This window comes from Streptomyces sp. NPDC001732 (genome assembly GCF_053596315.1).
Genome location: NZ_JBSFFY010000014.1, coordinates 77,853 through 98,266, shown reverse-complemented (window position 1 = coordinate 98,266; position 20,414 = coordinate 77,853). Strand labels below are relative to the sequence as shown.

The window sequence follows — 20,414 nt, the reverse complement described above, 5'->3', positions numbered from 1 at the left end:
AGCTGGTGTCGATGGTTGTCGGTTGCTGCGTCCACGCATGGTAACGATGTGCGCGGGTGCTCGTGGCCGGGGAGTGCGCTACATGATCGGGAAGAGCCTCGCGGAGTGTGACGAAACCAGGACGACCGGGCCGGTCCGGGCACGTACCCTTTTCTGTTGTGCCGAATGCCAATGAAGACAGCTCCCGTGCCCTGACCCAGGTGCAGCACCGCGCAGTCAGCGAACTGCTGCGGGTCTCCCCGGTCGCCGACGACCTCGCCCGCCGTTTCCGGGACGCGGGCTTCAGCCTCGCCCTGGTCGGCGGCTCGGTCCGGGACGCGCTCCTCGGACGGCTCGGGAACGACCTGGACTTCACGACCGACGCCCGCCCCGAGGCCGTGCTGAGGATCGTCCGGCCGTGGGCCGACTCGGTGTGGGAGGTCGGGATCGCCTTCGGCACGGTGGGCGCCCAGAAGGACGGATACCAGATCGAGGTCACCACATACAGGTCGGAGGCGTACGACAGGACCTCACGCAAGCCCGAGGTGTCCTACGGCGACTCCATCGAGGCCGACCTCGTCCGCCGCGACTTCACGGTCAACGCGATGGCTGTCGCGCTCCCGGAGAAGCACTTCATCGACCCCCACGGCGGTCTGGAGGACCTGGCGGAGCGCGTCCTGCGCACCCCCGGAACGCCCGAGGAGTCGTTCTCCGACGATCCGCTGCGCATGCTGCGCGCCGCCCGTTTCGCCGCCCAGCTGGACTTCGACGTAGCCCCGGACGTCGTCACCGCGATGACGGAGATGGCCGGGCGCATCGAGATCGTCTCTGCCGAGCGGGTCAGGGAGGAGCTCAACAAGCTCCTGCTCTCCGCCCACCCCCGCAAGGGGCTGGCGCTGCTCGTCGGCACGGGACTGGCACAGCAGGTGCTGCCGGAGCTCCCCGCGCTGCGTCTGGAGAGTGACGAGCATCACCGTCACAAGGATGTCTACGAGCACTCGCTGACCGTCCTGGAGCAGGCGATGGACCTGGAGAAGGAGGGCCCCGACCTGACTCTGCGCCTGGCCGCTCTCCTGCACGACATCGGCAAGCCGAAGACGCGACGCTTCGAGAAGGACGGCCGCGTCTCGTTCCACCACCACGAGGTGGTGGGCGCCAAGATGGTCAAGAAGCGGATGACGGCGCTCAAGTACTCCAACGACATGGTCAAGGACGTCTCGAAGCTGGTGGAGCTCCATCTGCGCTTCCACGGCTACGGCGACGGTGAATGGACCGACTCCGCGGTCCGGCGGTACGTGCGTGACGCCGGACCGCTGCTGGAACGGTTGCACAAGCTGACCCGCTCGGACTGCACCACGCGGAACAAGCGCAAGGCCGCCGCCCTCTCGCGGACCTACGACGGCCTCGAGGAGCGCATTGCCCAGTTGCAGGAACAGGAGGAGCTGGATGCCATCCGCCCCGACCTGGACGGCAACGAGATCATGAAGATTCTGGGCGTCGGCCCCGGGCCGGTGATCGGCAAGGCGTACGCGTTCCTGCTGGAGCTGCGACTGGAGCACGGGCCGATGGAGCGCGAGGCGGCGGTCGGGAAGCTCAAGGAGTGGTGGGCCGCGCAGGGCTGAGGACCCTGGGCCTCTTAGGGGCGGAGGAACGGTGTGTGTTCATGTTTCACGTGAAACATGACCACACACTTGGTTCCGTACTCCTGATCCCGTGATCCGGGTGCCGTCTGCCCGGCCCCGCGCTCCCGTTCGGTGAGGGCGCTGTTTCACGTGAAACATCACCCCGCCTTCTCCTGTCCCGGAGACCGGGGCGTCGCGCCGTCGGTGCGACTCCAGCGGAACATCATCACGGCGACGATCGCGTAGAGGACGGCCACCCCGATCACCACCGCGGGCGACCTCCCGTCGGGCGGCAGCACCACGGCGGCGACTGCGGCGGCTCCCACGAAGGCGACGTTGAAGAGCACGTCGTAGAGGGAGAAGATCCGGCCGCGGTAGGAGTCGTCCACCGAGGTCTGCACCACCGTGTCCGTCGCGATCTTCGCCCCCTGAGTGATCAGCCCGAGGACGAACGCTGCGGCCAGTATCGGAGCGGGGACGAACCACAGCCCCAGCGCGGGTTCGAGGACGGCGGCCACCGCCGCGCACACCGCTGTCCAGCCGAACCGCCCGAATCGGCCCACCGCCCAGGGCGTCAGCACCGCCGCCGCGAAGAACCCCGCACCGGAGACCCCCACCGCCAGCCCGAGAAGGGCCAGCCCCTCGGAATCGGTACCGGTCCAGGCGTACCGGCAGAGCATCAGCACCGTCACGGTCAGCGCTCCGTAGCAGAAGCGGATCACGGTCATGGCGGCCAAGGCCCGGCCGGCCGGCTTCCGCTCCGCCAGATGACGCAGACCGTCGACGAGCCCCCGTGCGGTGGCTGCCAGGGCCGCCCCCAGGCGGGCACGGTGGCCGTCCCGGTCCGGCCCGAGCAAGCTGACGGCGAGAGTCAGGGAGGCCAGCGCCGACGCGAGGTAGAGCAGCGCGCCCAGCAGTACCACCGCGGCGTCGGAGTCCGAGATCAGCAGCCGTACGACGAAGGCGAGGCCGCCACCGGCCGTAGCGGCGAGCGTACCGGCGGTCGGCGAGAGCGAGTTGGCCAGCACGAGCCGGTCTTTGTCGACCACGCGCGGCAGCGCCGCCGAGAGGCCGGCCAGCACGAAGCGGTTCACCGCGGTGACGCACAGGGCCGAGGCGTAGAAGAGCCATTCGGGTGCGGAGCCGAGGGCCAGGAGCGCAGTGCAGCAGGCGAGTGCGGCGCGCAGCAGGTTCCCGTACAGAAAGACCTGACGGCGTGACCAGCGGTCCAGCAGGACGCCGGTGAAGGGGCCGACGAGGGAGTAGGGCAGCAGCAGAACGGCCATTGCCGAGGCGATGGCACCGGCCGAAGCCTGTTTCTCCGGTGAGAAGACGACGTGTGCCGCCAGCGCTACCTGGTAGACACCGTCGGCAGACTGGGAGAGAAGCCGTACGGCGAGCAGACGACGGAAGTTCCGAAGGCGCAGAAGAACGCGCAGATCACCGACGACGGCCATGTGATCAAGAGTCACATACGCCGAGGGCCCCCGGGCGGATTGCCCGGGGGCCCTCGGCGATGCGGAGAGGCGGGAGCGTTGCCGCTCCTCACCGGGCCGCGCCGACGTACCGTGTCCGGTCGCGTCAGTTGGAGACCTCGCCCCGGATGAACTTCTCGACGTTCTCGCGGGCCTCGTCGTCGAAGTACTGGACCGGCGGGGACTTCATGAAGTACGAGGACGCGGAGAGAATCGGGCCACCGATGCCGCGGTCCTTGGCGATCTTCGCGGCGCGGAGGGCGTCGATGATGACACCGGCGGAGTTCGGGGAGTCCCAGACCTCGAGCTTGTACTCCAGGTTCAGCGGGACGTCACCGAAGGCGCGGCCCTCCAGACGCACGTAGGCCCACTTGCGGTCGTCCAGCCAGGCGACGTAGTCCGACGGGCCGATGTGGACGTTGTTCTCGCCGAGCTCACGGTCCCGGATCTGGGAGGTGACGGCCTGCGTCTTGGAGATCTTCTTGGACTCCAGGCGCTCGCGCTCGAGCATGTTCTTGAAGTCCATGTTGCCGCCGACGTTCAGCTGCATCGTGCGGTCCAGGATGACGCCCCGGTCCTCGAAGAGCTTCGCCATCACACGGTGCGTGATGGTGGCGCCGACCTGCGACTTGATGTCGTCACCGACGATCGGGACACCGGCCTCGGTGAACTTGTCCGCCCACTCCTTGGTGCCGGCAATGAAGACCGGGAGGGCGTTGACGAACGCGACCTTGGCGTCGATGGCGCACTGCGCGTAGAACTTCGCAGCGACCTCGGAGCCGACCGGCAGGTAGCAGACGAGGACGTCGACCTTGCGGTCCTTGAGGACCTGGACGATGTCGACCGGGGCCTCGGAGGACTCCTCGATCGTCTGGCGGTAGTACTTGCCGAGACCGTCGTGGGTGTGGCCGCGCTGGACGGTGACGCCGGAGGTCGGCACGTCGCAGAGCTTGATGGTGTTGTTCTCGCTGGCACCGATGGCGTCCGCGAGGTCGAGGCCGACCTTCTTCGCGTCGACGTCGAAGGCGGCGACGAACTCGACGTCCCGTACGTGGTAGTCGCCGAACTGGACGTGCATCAGACCGGGCACCTTGCCGGCCGGATCGGCGTCCTTGTAGTACTCGACGCCCTGGACCAGCGAGGCGGCGCAGTTGCCCACGCCGACGATGGCTACGCGAACCGAACCCATTCCGGTTGCTCCCTGTGTGTTTTGGATGTTCCCTATGAAGCCCCGCGGATCTGCGGGGGCCTCACTTTGCGGTGTCGTCGGACGGATCCGGCGGGGAGTCACCCCGGCGCCGGGGCAGGCCGCCCGTCTCTCCTGCTGTGTTCCGCCGAGCTTCGCTCCCGGGCGAGGACCGTCGCTGATCCCGTCCCGACCGCTCGCTCTCGATGAGCTCGTTCAGCCAGCGCACTTCGCGCTCCACGGACTCCATGCCGTGTCGCTGCAGTTCGAGCGTGTAGTCGTCGAGGCGCTCGCGCGTACGGGCCAAGGAGGCCCGCATCTTCTCCAGGCGCTCCTCCAGCCGACTGCGCCGGCCCTCCAGCACACGCATCCGCACTTCGTGCTCCGTCTGCCCGAAGAAGGCGAAGCGGGCCGCGAAGTGCTCGTCCTCCCAGGAGTCGGGACCGGTGTGCGAGAGCAGCTCCTCGAAGTGCTCCTTACCTTCCGCCGTCAGCCGGTAGACGATCTTCGCGCGGCGCCCGGCCAGTGAGGAGGCTGGAGCGACCGCACGGCCGGTGGTGGGCGGAAGGTCGGCGGGAGCGGTACCCGGTTCCTCGATCAACCAGCCGTGGGCGACCAGCGTCTTGAGGCAGGGGTAGAGAGTGCCGTAGCTGAAGGCGCGAAAGATTCCCAACGAGGTGTTGAGGCGTTTGCGCAGTTCGTACCCGTGCATCGGGGACTCGCGGAGCAGACCGAGGACGGCGAATTCGAGGATGCCGGAGCGTCTGCTCAACTTCGCCTCCTCCTTCTCCGAGTGCTCCTGGGGAACTTCCGAAGCGGTCCTCCGGAACCCTGTGCCGGGCTGATGTACCGAGCTGATGTATCGACTCGATACATCACGACGATAGATCGGTGGCAGCGTTGCGACAAGAGGGGTCATCGTGAACGGCGTCACATCGCGAATTCGTAGGCACCGACTTGCGTTGTTTGAGGTGAAGTTCGGCCCTAGGTGGGTTTTGACCGTGCGTAGTCTGTGCGGCATGCAGACCACCGGGAACCGCGTGACGCCTACGCGCGTCAGTCTTCGCGGACTAGCCGGACGCACTGCGGACGGGCTCGCCACAGGGCTGGTCCGTCATTCGGGGGGACCGGATCTCAACTGCCGCTTCCAGGCGCTCTCGCCTGCCCGAGGAGTAGTCGTTCGATGAGCGAGCACCGTCGCAAAACGCCGCAGCCACAGGGTGGCGGGCGTGCAGCGGCCAGACGAGCTGCCCAGCGTTCCTCAGGACGCCGCGCCGCTCCGTCACGTGGAGTAACTTCGGAATCACCTTCCGATTCGTACGGTGGACGTGCCGAGGCCAGACGCGCCGCCCAGCGGGGCGGCGGGAGCCGTGGAGGCGGTGGCGGCCGTCGCCGCGGCGGTGGCAACGGCGGGCCCGAGGGGCCGGGCCGGGGACAGGGCCGTGGTGCCCGGAGGCCGGGCAAGAAACGCTTCATCGACTACCCGCGCGCCGACAAGGACGGCCTCCGGCGCTGGGTTCCGTCGTGGAAGCTGGTCTCCGGCCTCTGCATCGGCTTCCTCGGTCTGCTCATGGGCTTCGCCGGCATCGCGTACGCGATGGTCGACAAGCCCAAGGTGAACGAGGCCGCGAAGGCGCAGAACAACGTCTACTACTGGGACGACGGCAAGCAGATGGTCGCCACGGGCGGTGAGGTCAACCGTCAGATCATCGGCTACGAGCAGATCCCCGAGGCGATGCGGAACGCCGTCATCTCGGCCGAGAACAAGTCCTTCGAGCACGACCGGGGCATCGACCCCATGGGCATCGCCCGCGCCCTGTTCAACATGGCGACCGGGGGTGAGACGCAGGGTGGTTCGACGATCACCCAGCAGTACGTGAAGAACTCGCGTCTGTCCCAGGAGCAGACCCTGAGCCGGAAGTTCCAGGAACTCTTCATCACGCTCAAGGTCAGCAACGACATGAAGAAGAACGAAATCATGGCGGGCTACCTCAACGTCTCGTACTACGGACGAGGTGCTTCGGGGCTCCAGGCGGCGGCCCGTACGTACTACGACAAGGACGCGGTCGATCTGGACCCGAGCGAGTGCGCGTTCCTGGCCACCCTGCTCAAGGGCGCGTCCTACTACGACCCGGCGGGCGCCCCCGAGGTCGACCCCAAGCAGGCGACCAAGGAGCTGAACACCGCGCGGGCCAAGAAGCGCTGGAAGTGGATCCTCGACGAAGAGGTGAAGGACGGCCGCCTCTCGAAGGCGGAACGCGCCAAGTACACCGAGTTCCCGATGCCCAAGCCGCCGCGGAAGAACGCCCAGCTGAGCGGTCAGATCGGTTACATGGTCGACCTCGCCAAGAAGTCCTTCCTCAACAACAACGACCAGGGCGTCACGGCGGACATGCTGGCCCAGGGCGGCTACGAGATCCACACCACCTTCAACAGGAAGAAGGTCAAGGATCTCGAAAAAGCGGTCAAGAAGGTCTACGACAGCAAGATAAAGCCGAAGCAGCGCCCCAAGACGGACACCCACGTCCAGTTCGGCGGCGGGTCGGTGAATCCCAGGACCGGGGCCATCGTGGCGATCTACGGCGGCCAGGACGCGACCAAGCACTTCACCAACAACGCCGATCCGACCGGTGCGCAGGTCGGTTCGACCTTCAAGCCGTTCGTGCTCGCGGCGGCGATGCAGTACGGCAAGCGCGACCCCTCGCTAGGTGAGGAGCAGGACGAGTCGCAGCGCACGAAGGTGTCGCCGCTCAGCATCTACAACGCCGACGACCTGCTGAAGATCAAGAAGTACAACGGCGAGATCTGGACCGACGAGAAGGGCAAGGAGTGGCTGCAGGCCAACGACGGCCATGAGTCGAGGGGCAACATCACCCTTCGCGAGGCCATGCAGTGGTCCGCCAACTCCCCGTACGTACAGCTCGGCATGGACGTCGGCACCGACAAGGTGAAGGACGTCGCCATGGCCGCAGGGCTCAGGGACGACGAGCAGATGGCGGATTCGCACGTGCCGTCGTTCTCCATCGGTACGTCCTCACCCAGCGCGATCCGCATGGCCGGCGCGTACGCGACCTTCGCGGCCAGCGGCAAACAGCGCGAGCCCTACTCGGTCTCCGAGGTGAAGCACGAGGGCAGGTTGATCTACCGGCACAAGGAAGTCGTCAAGAGCGCCTTCGACCCCGCGATCGCCGACAACGTCACCGACGTCCTGAAGAACGTCGTGGACAAGGGGACGGGTACCCCCGCGCAGATCCCCGGGCGGGACGTGGCGGGCAAGACGGGTACGACGGACGACAACAAGTCCGCCTGGTTCGTCGGTTACACGCCGCAGCTGTCCACGGCCATCAGCATGTACCGACTCGACGACGACGCGAACAACAAGAACCGCGGGTTCGAGAAGATGTACGGCACGGGTGGCGAGCGGACGATTCACGGTGCCTCGTTCCCGGCGCAGATCTGGCACGACTACATGGTCGGTGCGCTGGAGGGCGCGAAGGTCATTCCCTTCCCGGAGCCGGGACCGATCGGTGACAAGGTCTACGGCGGCGGCGCGCAGAGCCCGAAGCCGACGCCCACGAAGGAGGAAGTGACGCCCGAGCCGACCGAGACGGTCACCGAGAGGCCTCCGGCGAGCACGAGCCCGTCGCCGCCCGACCCCACCGGGACCTGCGGAACGTGGGACTGGGACTGCCAGCACAACAACGGCGGCACCAGCAACGGTGCGAACGGCGGTGACTCGGGCGGGACCGGCGGCCTCCCGTCCACGTCTCCCACACCATCGACCGGTGGCAGTGCCAACAACGGCGGCGGAAACGGCAACGGAAACGGGGGGAACGGCGGATTCTTCGGCGGACCGACCGGCTAGCGTCCGCCGGGTCCGCAGGGCCGACCGGCAGTGAGGGCCGCCGCACCCCGTGGTGCGGCGGCCCTCGTCGTTTCCACGGGCCCGTACGGCAGTATGAGCGGCATGCCGAGCACAGAAGACACGAGTGTGCACCAGCCGCAGGAACAGCCTGTCGTACGGCCCACGCACCAGGACGGGATCGCCGGGGTCGGCAGCGAACTGATCGGTGGACGGTCCGGGCGCCGGGCGAGACTCGGCGGCACGACGCTCACGCCCGTGGCCGTCGTCGCGCTGGTGGCCCTCGGGATGTTCGCGCTGGGCATGGTGCAGAAGCTGCCCTGCTACAACTGGGCCTGGTTCAGGGGCGCGGGCTCGCAGTACACCCACGCCTGCTACTCGGACATTCCGCACCTCTACGTGGCCCGCGGGTTCTCCGACGGCCTCGTGCCGTACTTCGACCGGCTGCCCGGCGACATGCAGTACCTGGAGTACCCCGTGCTGACGGGGGTGTTCATGCAGGTCGCGTCCTGGCTGACGCCGGGCGGGTCGATCCAGCACCGCGAGCAGCTGTACTGGATGGTCAACGCGGGCATGCTGATGATCTGTGCCGTGATCATCGCCGTCTGTGTCGCCCGTACACACCGGCGCCGCCCCTGGGACGCGCTGCTGGTCGCCCTCGCTCCGGCCTTCGCGCTCACCGCCACGATCAACTGGGACCTGCTGGCCATCGCACTGACGGCCGCGGGAATGCTCATGTGGTCCCGGGGCCGGGCCCTGGCGTTCGGGGTCCTCATCGGGCTCGCCACGGCCGCCAAGCTCTATCCCGTGTTTCTGCTGGGGCCGGTGTTCCTCCTGTGCTGGCGGGCGGGCAAATGGCGGGAGTTCGGCACGGCCACGCTCGGGGCGGCGGTGTCCTGGCTGGTGGTGAACCTGCCGGTGATGGCCTTCGCGCCCGAGGGGTGGAAGAAGTTCTACACGTTCAGCGAGGAACGGGGCATCGACTTCGGCTCCTTCTGGCTGATCATCACGCAGCGCACCGGCGAGAGCATCGAGACAACGACCGTCAACCAAATCTCCGAGCTGCTGATGGTCCTGCTGTGCGCGGGCATCGCCGCGCTGACCCTGATGGCGCCGCGCAGGCCGCGCTTCGCGCAGCTCGCCTTCCTCGTGGTCGCCGCGTTCATCCTCGTCAACAAGGTCTACTCGCCGCAGTACGTGCTGTGGCTGATCCCCCTGGCCGCCCTGGCCAGGCCGCGCTGGCGCGATTTCCTGATCTGGCAGGCGTGCGAGGTGATGTACTTCCTGGGGATCTGGATGTACCTCGCGTACACGACGAGCGGCGACAAGCACCAGGGCCTGCCCACGGAGGGGTACCAGCTGGCGATCGCCCTGCACCTGCTGGGCACGCTGTACCTCTGTGCCGTCGTCGTACGGGACGTCCTCGTGCCGGAGCGGGACGTCGTACGGCTCGACGGGTCGGACGATCCGTCCGGCGGGGTCCTCGACGGGGCCCCGGACGTGTTCGTACTGGGGCGGGCGGCCCGTCCGTCGCGGCACGCCCCTCCCGCCGTCGAAGGGCCGCGGGTGGAGTGGGGCGCGGCGCAGGGGCCGGCCGCCGACTGAGGCCGGACCGGCCCCGGGGGGTTCGTCCGCCCCCGGGGCCCGGCGCCCTCGCTAGCGGTCGACCAGGCGGTCGAACTGGGTGGTGGTGTGGCGCAGATGGGCCACCAGCTCGTCGCCGACCTTCGGCTCCTGCGCGTCCGAGGGGACGAACAGGATCGAGACCTGCATGTGCGGCGGCTCGGCGAACCAGCGCTGCTTGCCCGCCCAGACGAACGGCGACAGGTTGCGGTTGACGGTGGCCAGGCCCGCGCGGGCGACGCCCTTGGCCCGCGGCATCACACCGTGCAGGGCCTTCGGGGCCTCCAGGCCCACCCCGTGCGACGTGCCGCCGGCGACGACCACCAGCCAGCCGTCCGAGGCGGCCTTCTGCTGGCGGTAGCCGAAGCGGTCTCCCTTGGCGACGCGCGTGACGTCCAGGACGGAGCCCCGGTACTCCGTCGCCTCGTGGTCGCCGAGCCACAGCCGGGTACCGATGCGGGCGCGGAAACGGGTCTGCGGGAACTGCTGCTGGAGCCGGCCCAGCTCCTCGGCGCGCAGATGGCTGACGAACATGGTGTGCAGCGGCAGCCGGGCCGCGCGCAGCCGGTCCATCCAGGCGATGACCTCCTCGACCGCGTCCGAGCCGTCCGTGCGGTCCAGCGGGAGGTGCAGGGCGAAGCCTTCGAGCCGCACGTCCTCGATGGCGGCGTGCAGCTGCCCGAGCTCCTCCTCCTTGACACCGTGGCGCTTCATCGAGCTCATGCACTCGATGACGACCCGTGCGCCCACCAGGGCGTGCACACCGTCCACGGAGGAGACGGACCGGATGACGCGGTCGGGCAGCGGCACCGGCTCCTCGCCCCGGCGGAACGGGGTGAGGACCAGGAGGTCGCCGCTGAACCAGTCCTTGACGCGGGCGGCCTCGTAGGTGGTGCCGACGGCGAGCATGTCGGAGCCGAAGCGGATGGCCTCGTCGGCCAGCCGTTCGTGACCGAAGCCGTATCCGTTGCCCTTGCAGACCGGGACGAGGCCGGGGAACTGGTCGAGGACGGATTTCTGGTGCGCCCGCCAGCGCGCGGTGTCGACGTAGAGGGAGAGCGCCATGGCCGGTCCGGAACCTTTCTGGTGGCTGCGGTGTGCCAGCGGTGCGCGGAGCCTGCCCGGAGGGCCGCTCGCGGTAGCCGCTGGAGGGTCTGTCGGTGGAAGGGCTGTCGCGATGCCTATTGAAACGAACGAAACCGGTTTCGTCAGCGGGGCGACGGGGTCAGCGGCGGGACATGTAGATGTCGAGCGCCTTGTGGAGCAGCTTGTTGAGCGGGAAGTCCCACTCGCCGAGGTACTCGGCGGCCTGCCCGCCGGTGCCGACCTTGAACTGGATGAGGCCGAAGAGGTGGTCGGTCTCGTCCAGCGAGTCGGAGATGCCGCGCAGGTCGTAGACGGTGGCGCCCATGGCGTACGCGTCGCGCAGCATCCGCCACTGCATCGCGTTCGAGGGCCGGACCTCGCGCTTGTGGTTGGCGGACGCCCCGTAGGAGTACCAGACGTGTCCGCCGACGATCAGCATCGTCGCGGCGGCGACGTTCTCGCCCTCGTGGCGGGCGAAGTACAGCCGCATCCGGTTGGGGTCCTCGTTGTTGAGGGTCGTCCACATGCGCTGGAAGTAGGCCAGCGGACGCGGCCGGAACCGGTCGCGCTCCGCCGTGATCTCGTAGAGCCGCTGCCACTCGGCGAGCTCCCCGTAACCGCCCTGGACGACCTCGACGCCGGCCTTCTCGGCCTTCTTGATGTTGCGTCGCCACAGCTGGTTGAAGCCCTTGTGGACGTCTTCGAGCGACCGGTTCGCCAGCGGCACCTGGAAGACGTAACGGGGCTGTACGTCGCCGAATCCGGCGCCGCCGTCCTCGCCCTGCTGCCAGCCCATCTTCCGCAGCCTGTCCGCCACTTCGAAGGCCTGGGGCTCGATGTGGGTGGCCTTGACGTCGCGCAGCCGCTTCACTTCCGGGTCCTGGATGCCCGACTTGATGGCGGCCGCGTCCCAGCGGCGGATGACGACGGGCGGGCCCATCTTCACGGAGAAGGCGCCCTGCTGCTTGAGGTGCGCCAGCATCGGGCGGAGCCAGTCGTCCAGGTTCGGGGCGAACCAGTCGATGACCGGGCCCTCGGGCAGGTAGGCGAGGTACCGTTTGATCTTGGGCAGCTGCCGGTAGAGCACCAGGCCGGCGCCGACCAGCTGCCCCTCCTTGCTGAACCAGCCGAGGCTCTCCGAGCGCCACTCGGCCTTCACGTCCGCCCACGCCGGGACCTGCATGTGACTCGCCGCGGGCAGGCTCTGGATGTATGCCAGATGCTGCTCTCGGCTGATGGTCCTCAGGGTCAGGCTCATGCGGGGCGCTCCTCGGCAGGTGTGTCCCCATGGGTCAGGGGCTCCGGCTCTCGCGCCGAAGCCTACTGTGACCGGGCAGCGCGCCGTCCGGCCCTATGGGGCCTTTTCGCTCCGCCGCCGACGGGGCACGGGACGCCGGGACCCGCGCAGGGAGCGGTGCGGGGGCCCGGAGAGGGCCCCCGCACCGGCAGGTGTCGGGTTGTGGCTCCCGCGGCTGCCGTGACGGACCCGACCGCGTCCGTCACGGCCCGTCGCCCGTCAGCCCACCACGCCGCCGAAGAGGCCGCCGTGGGCCATGCCCAGGAAGAAGCCGATGGCGGAGGCGCCGATACCGATGATCAGCGGGAACCTCTCGCGCGTGGTCACCGAGATGTACTGGCCGTACGCACCCGTGAGGATGCCGATGAGTCCCGCCCACGAACTGATCAGATGCAGGTGGTGGAACATCGCCGTCACGAAGGCGAGCGCCCCCAGGACCAGGGTCACGACGACCAGGGTGTTCTGGAGGGGATGGGGTTTGCCGTCGGTGGCGAAGAGCGAGACGGCGGGGCGGGGTCGTACTGCCTGTGCCATGGAGCACCTCCTGGCCGAAAGGCGGCGCTTCGTGGCGCCGCTCACACCCGATGTGTCCAGATTGCGTCTCCTGACCACCGGATTTCAACCGGAAGCGGTTGTGCGGGTACTCTGTACGGTCTGCACCGGTGTCTGCCCAGGCCAGCACGTCGACTTCCTCGTGATCGAGGGCGCTGTCAGTGGCGGCTGTTCTGCTCGGAGACACTGTTGCTCACGCATCACGACCCTCCTGCCACGGAACGACCGTGGCCGCTGAGTCCAAAGGAGGTGGGTTCCACATGCGTCACTACGAGGTGATGGTCATCCTCGACCCCGATCTCGAGGAGCGCGCTGTCTCCCCGCTGATCGAGAACTTCCTCTCCGTCGTCCGTGAGGGCAACGGAAAGGTCGAGAAGGTCGACACCTGGGGCCGTCGTCGTCTCGCTTACGAGATCAAGAAGAAGCCCGAGGGCATCTACTCGGTCATCGACCTGCAGGCCGAGCCTGCGGTCGTCAAGGAGCTCGACCGCCAGATGAACCTGAACGAGTCGGTCCTCCGGACCAAGGTCCTCCGTCCCGAGATCCACTGAGCATCTAGCTCAGAGGTCATCGGGTTCGAGTAGCAAGCAGCCAGAAGCAATCCCCGCCGAGAGGTTCATCCATGGCAGGCGAGACCGTCATCACGGTCGTCGGCAATCTCGTCGACGACCCCGAGCTGCGCTTCACCCCGTCCGGTGCGGCGGTCGCGAAGTTCCGCGTCGCGTCCACTCCTCGCATCTTCGACCGGCAGACCAATGAGTGGAAGGACGGCGAAGGCCTGTTCCTCACCTGCTCGGTCTGGCGGCAGGCGGCGGAGAACGTCGCCGAGTCGCTCCAGCGAGGCATGCGCGTCGTCGTGCAGGGCCGGCTGAAGCAGCGGTCGTACGAGGACCGCGAGGGCGTCAAGCGCACGGTCTACGAGCTGGATGTCGAGGAAGTCGGCCCCAGCCTCAAGAACGCCACGGCCAAGGTCACCAAGACCACCGGTCGCGGTGGCCAGGGTGGATACGGCGGCCAGCAGGGCGGCGGCAACTGGGGCGGCGGTCCCGGTGGCGGTGGCCAGCAGGGTGGTGGCGGCGCTCCCGCCGACGACCCGTGGGCCACGGGCGCGCCGTCCGGCGGTCAGCAGGGCGGGGGCCAGCAGGGTGGCGGCTGGGGCGGAAGCTCCGGCGGCTCCGGCGGCGGCTACTCGGACGAGCCTCCCTTCTAGGGCAGCTCGTACCCCCACTTCTTGATCACACAGGAGAAACATCATGGCGAAGCCGCCTGTGCGCAAGCCTAAGAAGAAGGTCTGCGCGTTCTGCAAGGACAAGACCCAGTACGTGGACTACAAGGACACGAACATGCTGCGGAAGTTCATTTCCGACCGCGGCAAGATCCGTGCCCGCCGCGTGACCGGCAACTGCACGCAGCACCAGCGTGACGTCGCCACGGCCGTCAAGAACAGCCGTGAGATGGCGCTGCTGCCCTACACGTCCACCGCGCGATAAGGGAAGGGTGACCGAATCATGAAGATCATCCTCACCCACGAGGTCTCCGGCCTCGGTGCTGCGGGCGACGTCGTCGACGTCAAGGACGGGTACGCCCGTAACTACCTGGTTCCGCGTGGCTTCGCCATCCGCTGGACCAAGGGTGGCGAGAAGGACGTGGCGCAGATCCGCCGCGCCCGCAAGATCCACGAGATCGCCACGATCGAGCAGGCCAACGAGATCAAGGCCAAGCTCGAGGCCGTGAAGGTCCGTCTGGCTGTTCGCTCCGGCGACGCCGGCCGCCTCTTCGGCTCCGTGACCCCGGCCGACATCGCCTCGGCGATCAAGGACGCCGGTGGCCCCGACGTCGACAAGCGTCGCGTCGAGCTCGGCTCGCCGATCAAGACGCTCGGCGGACACCAGGTGTCCGTGCGTCTGCACCCCGAGGTCGCTGCGAACCTCGGCATCGAGGTCGTTGCCGCCTAAGGCATGGCTCCTCGGAGCAGATGAAGGGCCGCACCCCTCGGGGTGCGGCCCTTCAGCGTTTCCACTGTGCCGGCGCGGTGCCAGTGTTCCGCTCTCGCGGCAGCCAAGGGGCGCCGGGGCTCAGGGCTCGGGAGGGGTAAATGGGGTGCGGGGCGCGACCAGCCCATGAGGCCGTGTTTCACGTGAAACCGTCGTTTCACGTGAAACACGGACATGGAGCCGGGGTCAGCGGATGGCCCCGGTGACGAGCCACCGGCCCGAGCGGGCGCGCAGCCAGAGCGTCACGAGGCGGACGGTCATCATGAGGGTCATGGCCCACCACAGCGCCGTCAGACCGCCGCCGATCACCGGCACCAGCAGCGCGACCGGGGCGAAGACCGCAAGTGTGACGAGCATGGCCCAGGCCAGGTACGGCCCGTCCCCGGCCCCCATCAGTACTCCGTCCAGGACGAACACCACACCGGCGATCGGCTGGGACAGCGCCACCACGAGAAGCGCGGGGACCAGGGTGTCCTGTACGGACCGGTCGGCGGTGAACAGAGGCATGAACAGGGGGCGCGCAAGGACGATCAGGACCCCGAACACGACTCCGGAGGCGATGCCCCACTGCACCATCCGGCGGCACGCCTCGCGGGCGCCCTTGGCGTCGCCGGCTCCCAGATAGCGGCCGATGATGGCCTGCCCCGCGATGGCGATGGCGTCGAGAGCGAAGGCCATCAGGCTCCAGAGGGAGAGAATGATCTGGTGCGCGGCGATCTCGGTGTCGCCTAGGCGGGCGGCGACGGCCGTGGCGATCATCAGGACGGCGCGGAGCGACAGCGTGCGGACCAGCAGAGGAACGCCTGCCTGGGCGCTGGCCCTGATGCCCGCGGCGTCGGGACGCAGTGAGGCGCCGTGCTTCCGCGCCCCTCGCACCACCACGATCAGGTAGGCGACGGCCATCGAAACCTGGGCGATCACAGTGCCCCAGGCCGATCCGGCGATCCCGAGCCCGGCGCCGTAGACCAGTGCCGCGTTGAGCGCTCCGTTGGCGGCGAAGCCTCCGATGGCTACGTACAGCGGGGTCCTGGTGTCCTGGAGGCCACGGAGTACGCCGGTCGCGGCCATCACGACGAGCATGGCCGGGATGCCGAGGCTGGAGATCCTCAGATACGTGGTGGCGTAGGGCGCCGCCGTGTCGGAGGCGCCGAAGACGTCCACAAGCCAGGGGGCCGTCGGGAGCACGGCGGCGATGACGGCGATGCCCAGCAGCAGCGCCAGCCAGATGCCGTCCATACCCTGCCGGATGGCGGCGGCCGGATCACCCGCGCCGATCCGCCGTGCCACGGCCGCGGTGGTGGCGTACGCGAGGAAGACGAAGACGCTGACGGCGGTGGTCAGCAGGGCGGCGGCGACGGCCAGGCCGGCCAGTTGCGGGGTGCCGAGGTGGCCGACGATGGCGCTGTCGACCATCACGAAGAGCGGCTCGGCGACAAGCGCGCCGAAGGCGGGGACGGCGAGGGCGATGATCTCGCGGTCGTGCCGTCGACGACTGGACGGTGGTGATGCCGGGGCCTGGGTCATGAGGGTCAATCTAATCTTCCACAGGTAATGGATGCAATGCTCTAGTGATCCTTACTTTTGTTGAGGCTGGGCGTTCTCCTGTGTGCTGTTTGTCGTGATCTTGCGCTGACGCGTGAAGTTTTTCTCCCCCACAGTCGGTGGATGAGAAAAGCCCAGGTCAGCGTGGTGGTGGCGTAGGGGTTATGAGTTTGTCCACAGTGCTGTCCCCCGTTCCGTGCACAGGTTCTGCAGAGTTCTCCACAGCATCTGGTCGGTCGTCCACATGCCCTGTGGATAACCAGATTGGCTGACGGTGCGGAGCGGCCTACCGTGGTCCGGCGCCCGCACCCTGTTCCGGCCCTGGAACCACGCATAACTCGACGCGCCGGAACCGGAGTCGGGCGTCTTGTTTGTCGGTGCTGTGCCGTAAGAAAGAGTGGCGTGGCGAGGTCCGCTGAGCGGACGGGAGGAGGTGGCCCGGTGAGCATTCCCGAGCCTTTGGACGACCCCTGGGCCGACACCGGTCCCAGTGATCGTCTGCCCGCTTCCCGTCGGCGCCGCGGTGAGGGCAGGGACCGCGGCGAGCAGCACGACCGCGGGGCGCGGGGCGATGCCTGGGAGGACGGTTCCCCCGGTTTCGAGCGAGTGCCGCCCCAGGACCTCGACGCCGAGCAGTCGGTCCTCGGCGGCATGCTCCTGTCCAAGGACGCCATCGCCGATGTCGTGGAGATCATCAAGGGGCACGACTTCTACCGCCCCGCGCACGAGACCGTCTACCAGGCGATCCTCGACCTCTACGCCAAGGGCGAGCCGGCCGACCCGATCACGGTGGCGGCCGAGCTGGTCAAGCGCGGCGAGATCACCAAGGTGGGTGGGGCACCGTACCTCCACACCCTCGTCCAGTCCGTGCCGACCGCGGCCAACGCCTCGTACTACGCGGAGATCGTCCACGAGCGGGCGGTGCTGAGGCGGCTCGTCGAGGCCGGCACGAAGATCACGCAGATGGGATATGCGGCCGACGGCGATGTCGACGACATCGTGAACTCCGCGCAGGCCGAGATCTACGCCGTCACCGAACAGCGCACCAGCGAGGACTACCTGCCGCTCGGCGACATCATGGAGGGCGCGCTCGACGAGATCGAGGCGATCGGTTCCCGCAGTGGAGAGATGACCGGTGTGCCCACGGGTTTCACCGACCTCGATTCTCTCACCAACGGTCTGCACCCGGGCCAGATGATCGTCATCGCGGCCCGTCCGGCCATGGGAAAGTCCACGCTCGCCCTGGACTTCGCGCGGGCCGCGTCGATCAAGAACAACCTGCCGAGCGTCATCTTCTCCCTCGAAATGGGCCGCAACGAGATCGCCATGCGCCTGCTGTCCGCCGAGGCCCGGGTCGCCCTGCACCACATGCGGTCCGGCACGATGACGGACGAGGACTGGACGCGGCTGGCCCGTCGGATGCCGGAGGTGTCGACCGCGCCGCTCTACATCGACGACTCCCCCAACCTGTCGATGATGGAGATCCGGGCGAAGTGCCGTCGGCTCAAGCAGCGCAACGGCATCAAGCTTGTGATCATCGACTACCTCCAGCTGATGCAGGCCGGTGGCTCCAAGCGTTCCGAGAGCCGCCAGCAGGAAGTCTCGGACATGTCCCGAAACCTCAAGCTCCTGGCCAAGGAGCTGGAGGTCCCGGTGATCGCACTCTCGCAGCTGAACCGTGGCCCCGAGCAGCGCACCGACAAGAAGCCGATGGTGTCCGACCTGCGTGAGTCCGGCTCCATCGAGCAGGACGCCGACATGGTGATCCTGCTGCACCGCGAGGACGCGTACGAGAAGGAATCCCCGCGGGCCGGCGAGGCGGACATCATCGTCGGCAAGCACCGAAACGGTCCCACGGCCACCATCACCGTCGCCTTCCAGGGCCACTACTCCCGCTTCGTCGACATGGCACAGACCTGACGGGTGGGTGCAGGGTCTCGGGTTTCGTGGCCAAATCTCACGGGCGATGGCCAAGCGATGGCATGTCTGACACGAATCTGAGACTGGCAGGTCAAGCCGCCCGCTCGTATGGGTGATTGGGCTCTGATGCTGGTGCCCTGGTAGAAGCCCGCTGACACCGGGGGCTCACGGGGCATCGCTCGTGGGCTTGCGGGTGCGGGGTGGGGAGATCGCCGCGACGGTGAGGGGAAACACCCATCCAAGCCGTGAGACAGCGGGAATCTGCTCAGCGCCTCGTCTCGTACCTGGTCAGGATCACGCCGCAGGGAAGCGTCCGCGTCTCCACCAGGTTCAGGTTCACCCAGCTGTCCAGCGCGGTGAAGAACGGCGTGCCGCCGCCCACCAGGACCGGCGCGGTGGCCAGCACGTACTCGTCGATCAGCCCGGCCCGCATGGCCGCCCCGGCGAGCGTCGCGCCGCCGATGTCCATCGGGCCGCCGTCCTCGGCCTTGAGCCGGGTGATCTCGGCAACCGCGTCGCCGGTGACCAGGCGGGTGTTCCAGTCGACCTTGTCGATCGTCGAGGAGAACACCACCTTCGACATGTCCCGCCAGCGGCGCGCGAACTCGATCTCCGCCGGGGTGGCGTTGGGCTGCTGGTCACCGGTCGGCCAGTAGGAGCTCATCGTCTGCCACAGCTTGCGTCCGTACAGCGTCAGGTCGGTCGCCTGCAACTGGTCGGACCAGAACTGGAACAGCTCGTCGCTCGGCACGCTCCAGCCGATGTCGTCACCGGGCGCGGCGATGTAGCCGTCCAGGGTCAGGTTCATGCCGTAGATCAGTTTCCGCATGGCGCCAGCCTTCCGTGAGTCGGTCTCACGCGTACAGACCGGCGCGGTGCGGGAAACTCATCGGTGCGCGATCTGGGCTCGCCGGTAGCCCTCGTGCTCGGGGCTCAGCGTGGTGTACTCGGCCGACACGGGCAAGCCGCCTGATCTCGGCCTCGCCCTCGCGAGGAAATGCCACGGATTTGAGACTGATCACGGGTGACAAGGCCGTGAGACAGCCAAGAACGCCCAGGTCACGCAAGATCGACATGTGACGAGCGGCGAGACCCTGCAGTGGGCTCGTGGGCTCGTGGGCGCCGCGTCGTGTTCTCCGCTGCGTAGTCTCCTTGCGCCGGGGGAACTGTTCTGTGCGGCCCGATCGTCGGTTACAGGTGTGACTGAAGTGACGCCTGCTCTGACCGACGACCACAGCGAACTGATCTCCGACCTGTCCGGAATCGTCAGTGACTACCCCTATGTGGATCCGGAGACGACTCTTGCCGTTCTCGCCGACGACGCGGCGGACGCGCTCGGCCGCAGTGGTTCCCCGGAAGGCCGTCGGGAGCGGACCGGATACACGATCCTCCTGTACGCCACTTGCTGGTACGTCGCGGCGCGCGTCTTCAACAAGTCCCTGTTCGCGGCGTACACGGAGGCCCTGGAAGGGTTCCGGGCCACGATGGACCCGGCCACCTGTGCCTGCCCGGCCGACGGCCATCCCTCGGACCTGGACTCGGAGTACGGGGTCGGGGCCGGGGTGAGCCTGCTGACCGAGGCCGGCCGGGCCGTGTTCGCCGAGGACTACGGCCTCGAGGACGAGGAGCTGGCGGCGTTCGACTGCGAGAGGTTCCTCGCGGACCTCGCCGACCATGCCGCGGCCCACGTGCGCGAGGCGCACCAAAGCATCTTCGGCGGTGTCGACGTCTCCCATCTCGACGCGCAGTTCGTCCGGGACGACGGCGGCATCGACATCGTCGCCATGCAGGAGGAGATCAGCCGCTCCTGGGAGAACAACACGGGCCCGGTCGCATTGTGGTCTGCCCGTCGCCTGCTCTCCGGACAGGTGCGGGACGAGGAACGGCTCGGCCTGTTCCTGTGCATGTGGATGGGCATCGCCCAGACGTACGAGGGGCTGCCGCCCTCCTACGCCCGCGACCTGGCCGCCGCTCTCGCCACCGTCGACCTGGACGCCTCCTGCGACCACCCGAAGCATCCCTGGTCCACGGCCGACGGCTCCGCCCGGAGTCGGTACCGCGCGGTGGTCCACCTGCACGCACCGGAAGACCACCCGGACACTCCCGTACCTACCGAACTTTCGGCCCGGGAGCTGTGGGAATGTCCGGGGCAGTACGCCGAGTTGGCACGCAAGGCGCTGGAGGACATCAAGGGCTGGCGTGTCATGCGCGGTGGCGAGGACGAGGACTGGGAGGACTGAGCAGCCCTGTTCCTCGGGCCGGTGGCCGGTGGCCGG

The 20,414-nt window shown here is 68.0% G+C and carries 17 protein-coding genes; 9 read left to right on the top strand and 8 right to left on the bottom strand.

Annotated features, from left to right (window positions below):
- The first annotated feature begins 158 nt into the window (after positions 1-158).
- Entirely contained in the window at positions 159-1,601 is a 1,443-nt protein-coding gene (locus ACWCXX_RS16855; RefSeq protein WP_451127811.1) for a CCA tRNA nucleotidyltransferase, read from the top strand.
- Positions 1,602-1,759: 158 nt separating this feature from the next.
- On the opposite strand, the gene ACWCXX_RS16850 is transcribed toward ACWCXX_RS16855, so the two are convergent.
- The 3 genes from ACWCXX_RS16850 to ACWCXX_RS16840 form a co-directional block, all read right to left on the bottom strand.
- On the bottom strand, positions 1,760-3,058 hold the full coding sequence (locus ACWCXX_RS16850) for an MFS transporter (protein WP_451127809.1): 1,299 nt from the start codon (positions 3,056-3,058) through the stop codon (positions 1,760-1,762).
- Positions 3,059-3,182: 124 nt separating this feature from the next.
- Complete coding sequence (locus tag ACWCXX_RS16845; protein ID WP_389102199.1) at positions 3,183-4,265, bottom strand: inositol-3-phosphate synthase; 1,083 nt, start codon at positions 4,263-4,265, stop codon at positions 3,183-3,185.
- Positions 4,266-4,326: 61 nt separating this feature from the next.
- Positions 4,327-5,034, bottom strand: coding sequence for a helix-turn-helix transcriptional regulator (locus ACWCXX_RS16840; protein WP_451127807.1), 708 nt, complete (start codon positions 5,032-5,034; stop codon positions 4,327-4,329).
- A gap of 411 nt (positions 5,035-5,445) precedes the next feature.
- Here ACWCXX_RS16840 and ACWCXX_RS16835 point away from each other — a divergent pair, with 411 nt between their 5' ends.
- Positions 5,446-8,127, top strand: coding sequence for a transglycosylase domain-containing protein (locus tag ACWCXX_RS16835; protein WP_451127805.1), 2,682 nt, complete (start codon positions 5,446-5,448; stop codon positions 8,125-8,127).
- A 102-nt stretch (positions 8,128-8,229) separates the two neighbouring features.
- The gene (locus tag ACWCXX_RS16830) at positions 8,230-9,729 is read left to right on the top strand and encodes a glycosyltransferase family 87 protein (protein ID WP_451127803.1); all 1,500 of its coding nucleotides are present in this window, start codon (positions 8,230-8,232) and stop codon (positions 9,727-9,729) included.
- 51 nt (positions 9,730-9,780) lie between these two features.
- Here the strand turns inward: ACWCXX_RS16830 and ACWCXX_RS16825 are convergent, their stop codons facing one another.
- The 3 genes from ACWCXX_RS16825 to ACWCXX_RS16815 all read right to left on the bottom strand — a co-directional run bounded on the left by ACWCXX_RS16825 (position 9,781) and on the right by ACWCXX_RS16815 (position 12,664).
- Positions 9,781-10,812 carry an alanine racemase gene (locus ACWCXX_RS16825; RefSeq protein ID WP_451127801.1) on the bottom strand — a complete coding sequence of 344 codons (1,032 nt, stop codon included), beginning with the start codon at positions 10,810-10,812 and terminating at the stop codon, positions 9,781-9,783.
- A gap of 160 nt (positions 10,813-10,972) precedes the next feature.
- Entirely contained in the window at positions 10,973-12,091 is a 1,119-nt protein-coding gene (locus ACWCXX_RS16820; protein ID WP_451127799.1) for a lipid II:glycine glycyltransferase FemX, read from the bottom strand.
- Between the two features lie 258 nt (positions 12,092-12,349).
- Entirely contained in the window at positions 12,350-12,664 is a 315-nt protein-coding gene (locus ACWCXX_RS16815; RefSeq protein ID WP_451127797.1) for a hypothetical protein, read from the bottom strand.
- A 278-nt stretch (positions 12,665-12,942) separates the two neighbouring features.
- Between ACWCXX_RS16815 and rpsF the strand changes: the two genes are divergently transcribed.
- The 4 genes from rpsF (at position 12,943) to rplI (ending at position 14,637) form a co-directional block, all read left to right on the top strand.
- The gene (gene rpsF / locus ACWCXX_RS16810) at positions 12,943-13,233 is read left to right on the top strand and encodes a 30S ribosomal protein S6 (protein WP_015609864.1); all 291 of its coding nucleotides are present in this window, start codon (positions 12,943-12,945) and stop codon (positions 13,231-13,233) included.
- 71 nt (positions 13,234-13,304) lie between these two features.
- The gene (locus tag ACWCXX_RS16805; protein ID WP_451127795.1) at positions 13,305-13,892 is read left to right on the top strand and encodes a single-stranded DNA-binding protein; all 588 of its coding nucleotides are present in this window, start codon (positions 13,305-13,307) and stop codon (positions 13,890-13,892) included.
- Positions 13,893-13,935: 43 nt separating this feature from the next.
- The gene (gene rpsR / locus ACWCXX_RS16800) at positions 13,936-14,172 is read left to right on the top strand and encodes a 30S ribosomal protein S18 (protein ID WP_003967857.1); all 237 of its coding nucleotides are present in this window, start codon (positions 13,936-13,938) and stop codon (positions 14,170-14,172) included.
- A gap of 18 nt (positions 14,173-14,190) precedes the next feature.
- Positions 14,191-14,637, top strand: a complete 447-nt coding sequence (rplI, locus tag ACWCXX_RS16795; RefSeq protein WP_148836976.1) for a 50S ribosomal protein L9 — start codon at positions 14,191-14,193, stop codon at positions 14,635-14,637.
- 225 nt (positions 14,638-14,862) lie between these two features.
- Here rplI and ACWCXX_RS16790 read toward each other — a convergent pair whose 3' ends face one another.
- Positions 14,863-16,200 (bottom strand): MATE family efflux transporter, encoded by a 1,338-nt coding sequence (locus ACWCXX_RS16790; RefSeq protein ID WP_451127793.1) that lies wholly within the window; start codon positions 16,198-16,200, stop codon positions 14,863-14,865.
- 459 nt (positions 16,201-16,659) lie between these two features.
- On the opposite strand from ACWCXX_RS16790, the gene dnaB reads away from it, so the two are divergent.
- Positions 16,660-18,138: a replicative DNA helicase gene (gene dnaB, locus ACWCXX_RS16785; RefSeq protein ID WP_451127791.1), complete on the top strand. Its 1,479-nt coding sequence runs from the start codon at positions 16,660-16,662 to the stop codon at positions 18,136-18,138.
- Positions 18,139-18,403: 265 nt separating this feature from the next.
- Here the strand turns inward: dnaB and ACWCXX_RS16780 are convergent, their stop codons facing one another.
- A complete protein-coding gene (locus ACWCXX_RS16780) occupies positions 18,404-18,967 on the bottom strand; it encodes a dihydrofolate reductase family protein (RefSeq protein ID WP_003995434.1) in 564 nt (187 codons plus the stop codon).
- Positions 18,968-19,346: 379 nt separating this feature from the next.
- Here ACWCXX_RS16780 and ACWCXX_RS16775 point away from each other — a divergent pair, with 379 nt between their 5' ends.
- Positions 19,347-20,378 carry a hypothetical protein gene (locus ACWCXX_RS16775; RefSeq protein WP_451127789.1) on the top strand — a complete coding sequence of 344 codons (1,032 nt, stop codon included), beginning with the start codon at positions 19,347-19,349 and terminating at the stop codon, positions 20,376-20,378.
- The last annotated feature ends 36 nt before the right edge of the window (positions 20,379-20,414 follow it).

Excerpts from the sequence above, each read along its gene's own strand:
- ACWCXX_RS16850 (WP_451127809.1), bottom strand. The coding sequence starts at position 3,058 with ATGGCCGTCGTCGGTGATCTGCGCGTTCTTCTGCGCCTTCGGAACTTC.
- ACWCXX_RS16845 (WP_389102199.1), bottom strand. The coding sequence starts at position 4,265 with ATGGGTTCGGTTCGCGTAGCCATCGTCGGCGTGGGCAACTGCGCCGCC.
- ACWCXX_RS16835 (WP_451127805.1), top strand. The coding sequence starts at position 5,446 with ATGAGCGAGCACCGTCGCAAAACGCCGCAGCCACAGGGTGGCGGGCGT.
- ACWCXX_RS16830 (WP_451127803.1), top strand. The coding sequence starts at position 8,230 with ATGCCGAGCACAGAAGACACGAGTGTGCACCAGCCGCAGGAACAGCCT.
- ACWCXX_RS16825 (WP_451127801.1), bottom strand. The coding sequence starts at position 10,812 with ATGGCGCTCTCCCTCTACGTCGACACCGCGCGCTGGCGGGCGCACCAG.
- ACWCXX_RS16820 (WP_451127799.1), bottom strand. The coding sequence starts at position 12,091 with ATGAGCCTGACCCTGAGGACCATCAGCCGAGAGCAGCATCTGGCATAC.
- ACWCXX_RS16815 (WP_451127797.1), bottom strand. The coding sequence starts at position 12,664 with ATGGCACAGGCAGTACGACCCCGCCCCGCCGTCTCGCTCTTCGCCACC.
- rpsF (WP_015609864.1), top strand. The coding sequence starts at position 12,943 with ATGCGTCACTACGAGGTGATGGTCATCCTCGACCCCGATCTCGAGGAG.
- ACWCXX_RS16805 (WP_451127795.1), top strand. The coding sequence starts at position 13,305 with ATGGCAGGCGAGACCGTCATCACGGTCGTCGGCAATCTCGTCGACGAC.
- rpsR (WP_003967857.1), top strand. The coding sequence starts at position 13,936 with ATGGCGAAGCCGCCTGTGCGCAAGCCTAAGAAGAAGGTCTGCGCGTTC.
- rplI (WP_148836976.1), top strand. The coding sequence starts at position 14,191 with ATGAAGATCATCCTCACCCACGAGGTCTCCGGCCTCGGTGCTGCGGGC.
- ACWCXX_RS16790 (WP_451127793.1), bottom strand. The coding sequence starts at position 16,200 with ATGACCCAGGCCCCGGCATCACCACCGTCCAGTCGTCGACGGCACGAC.
- ACWCXX_RS16780 (WP_003995434.1), bottom strand. The coding sequence starts at position 18,967 with ATGCGGAAACTGATCTACGGCATGAACCTGACCCTGGACGGCTACATC.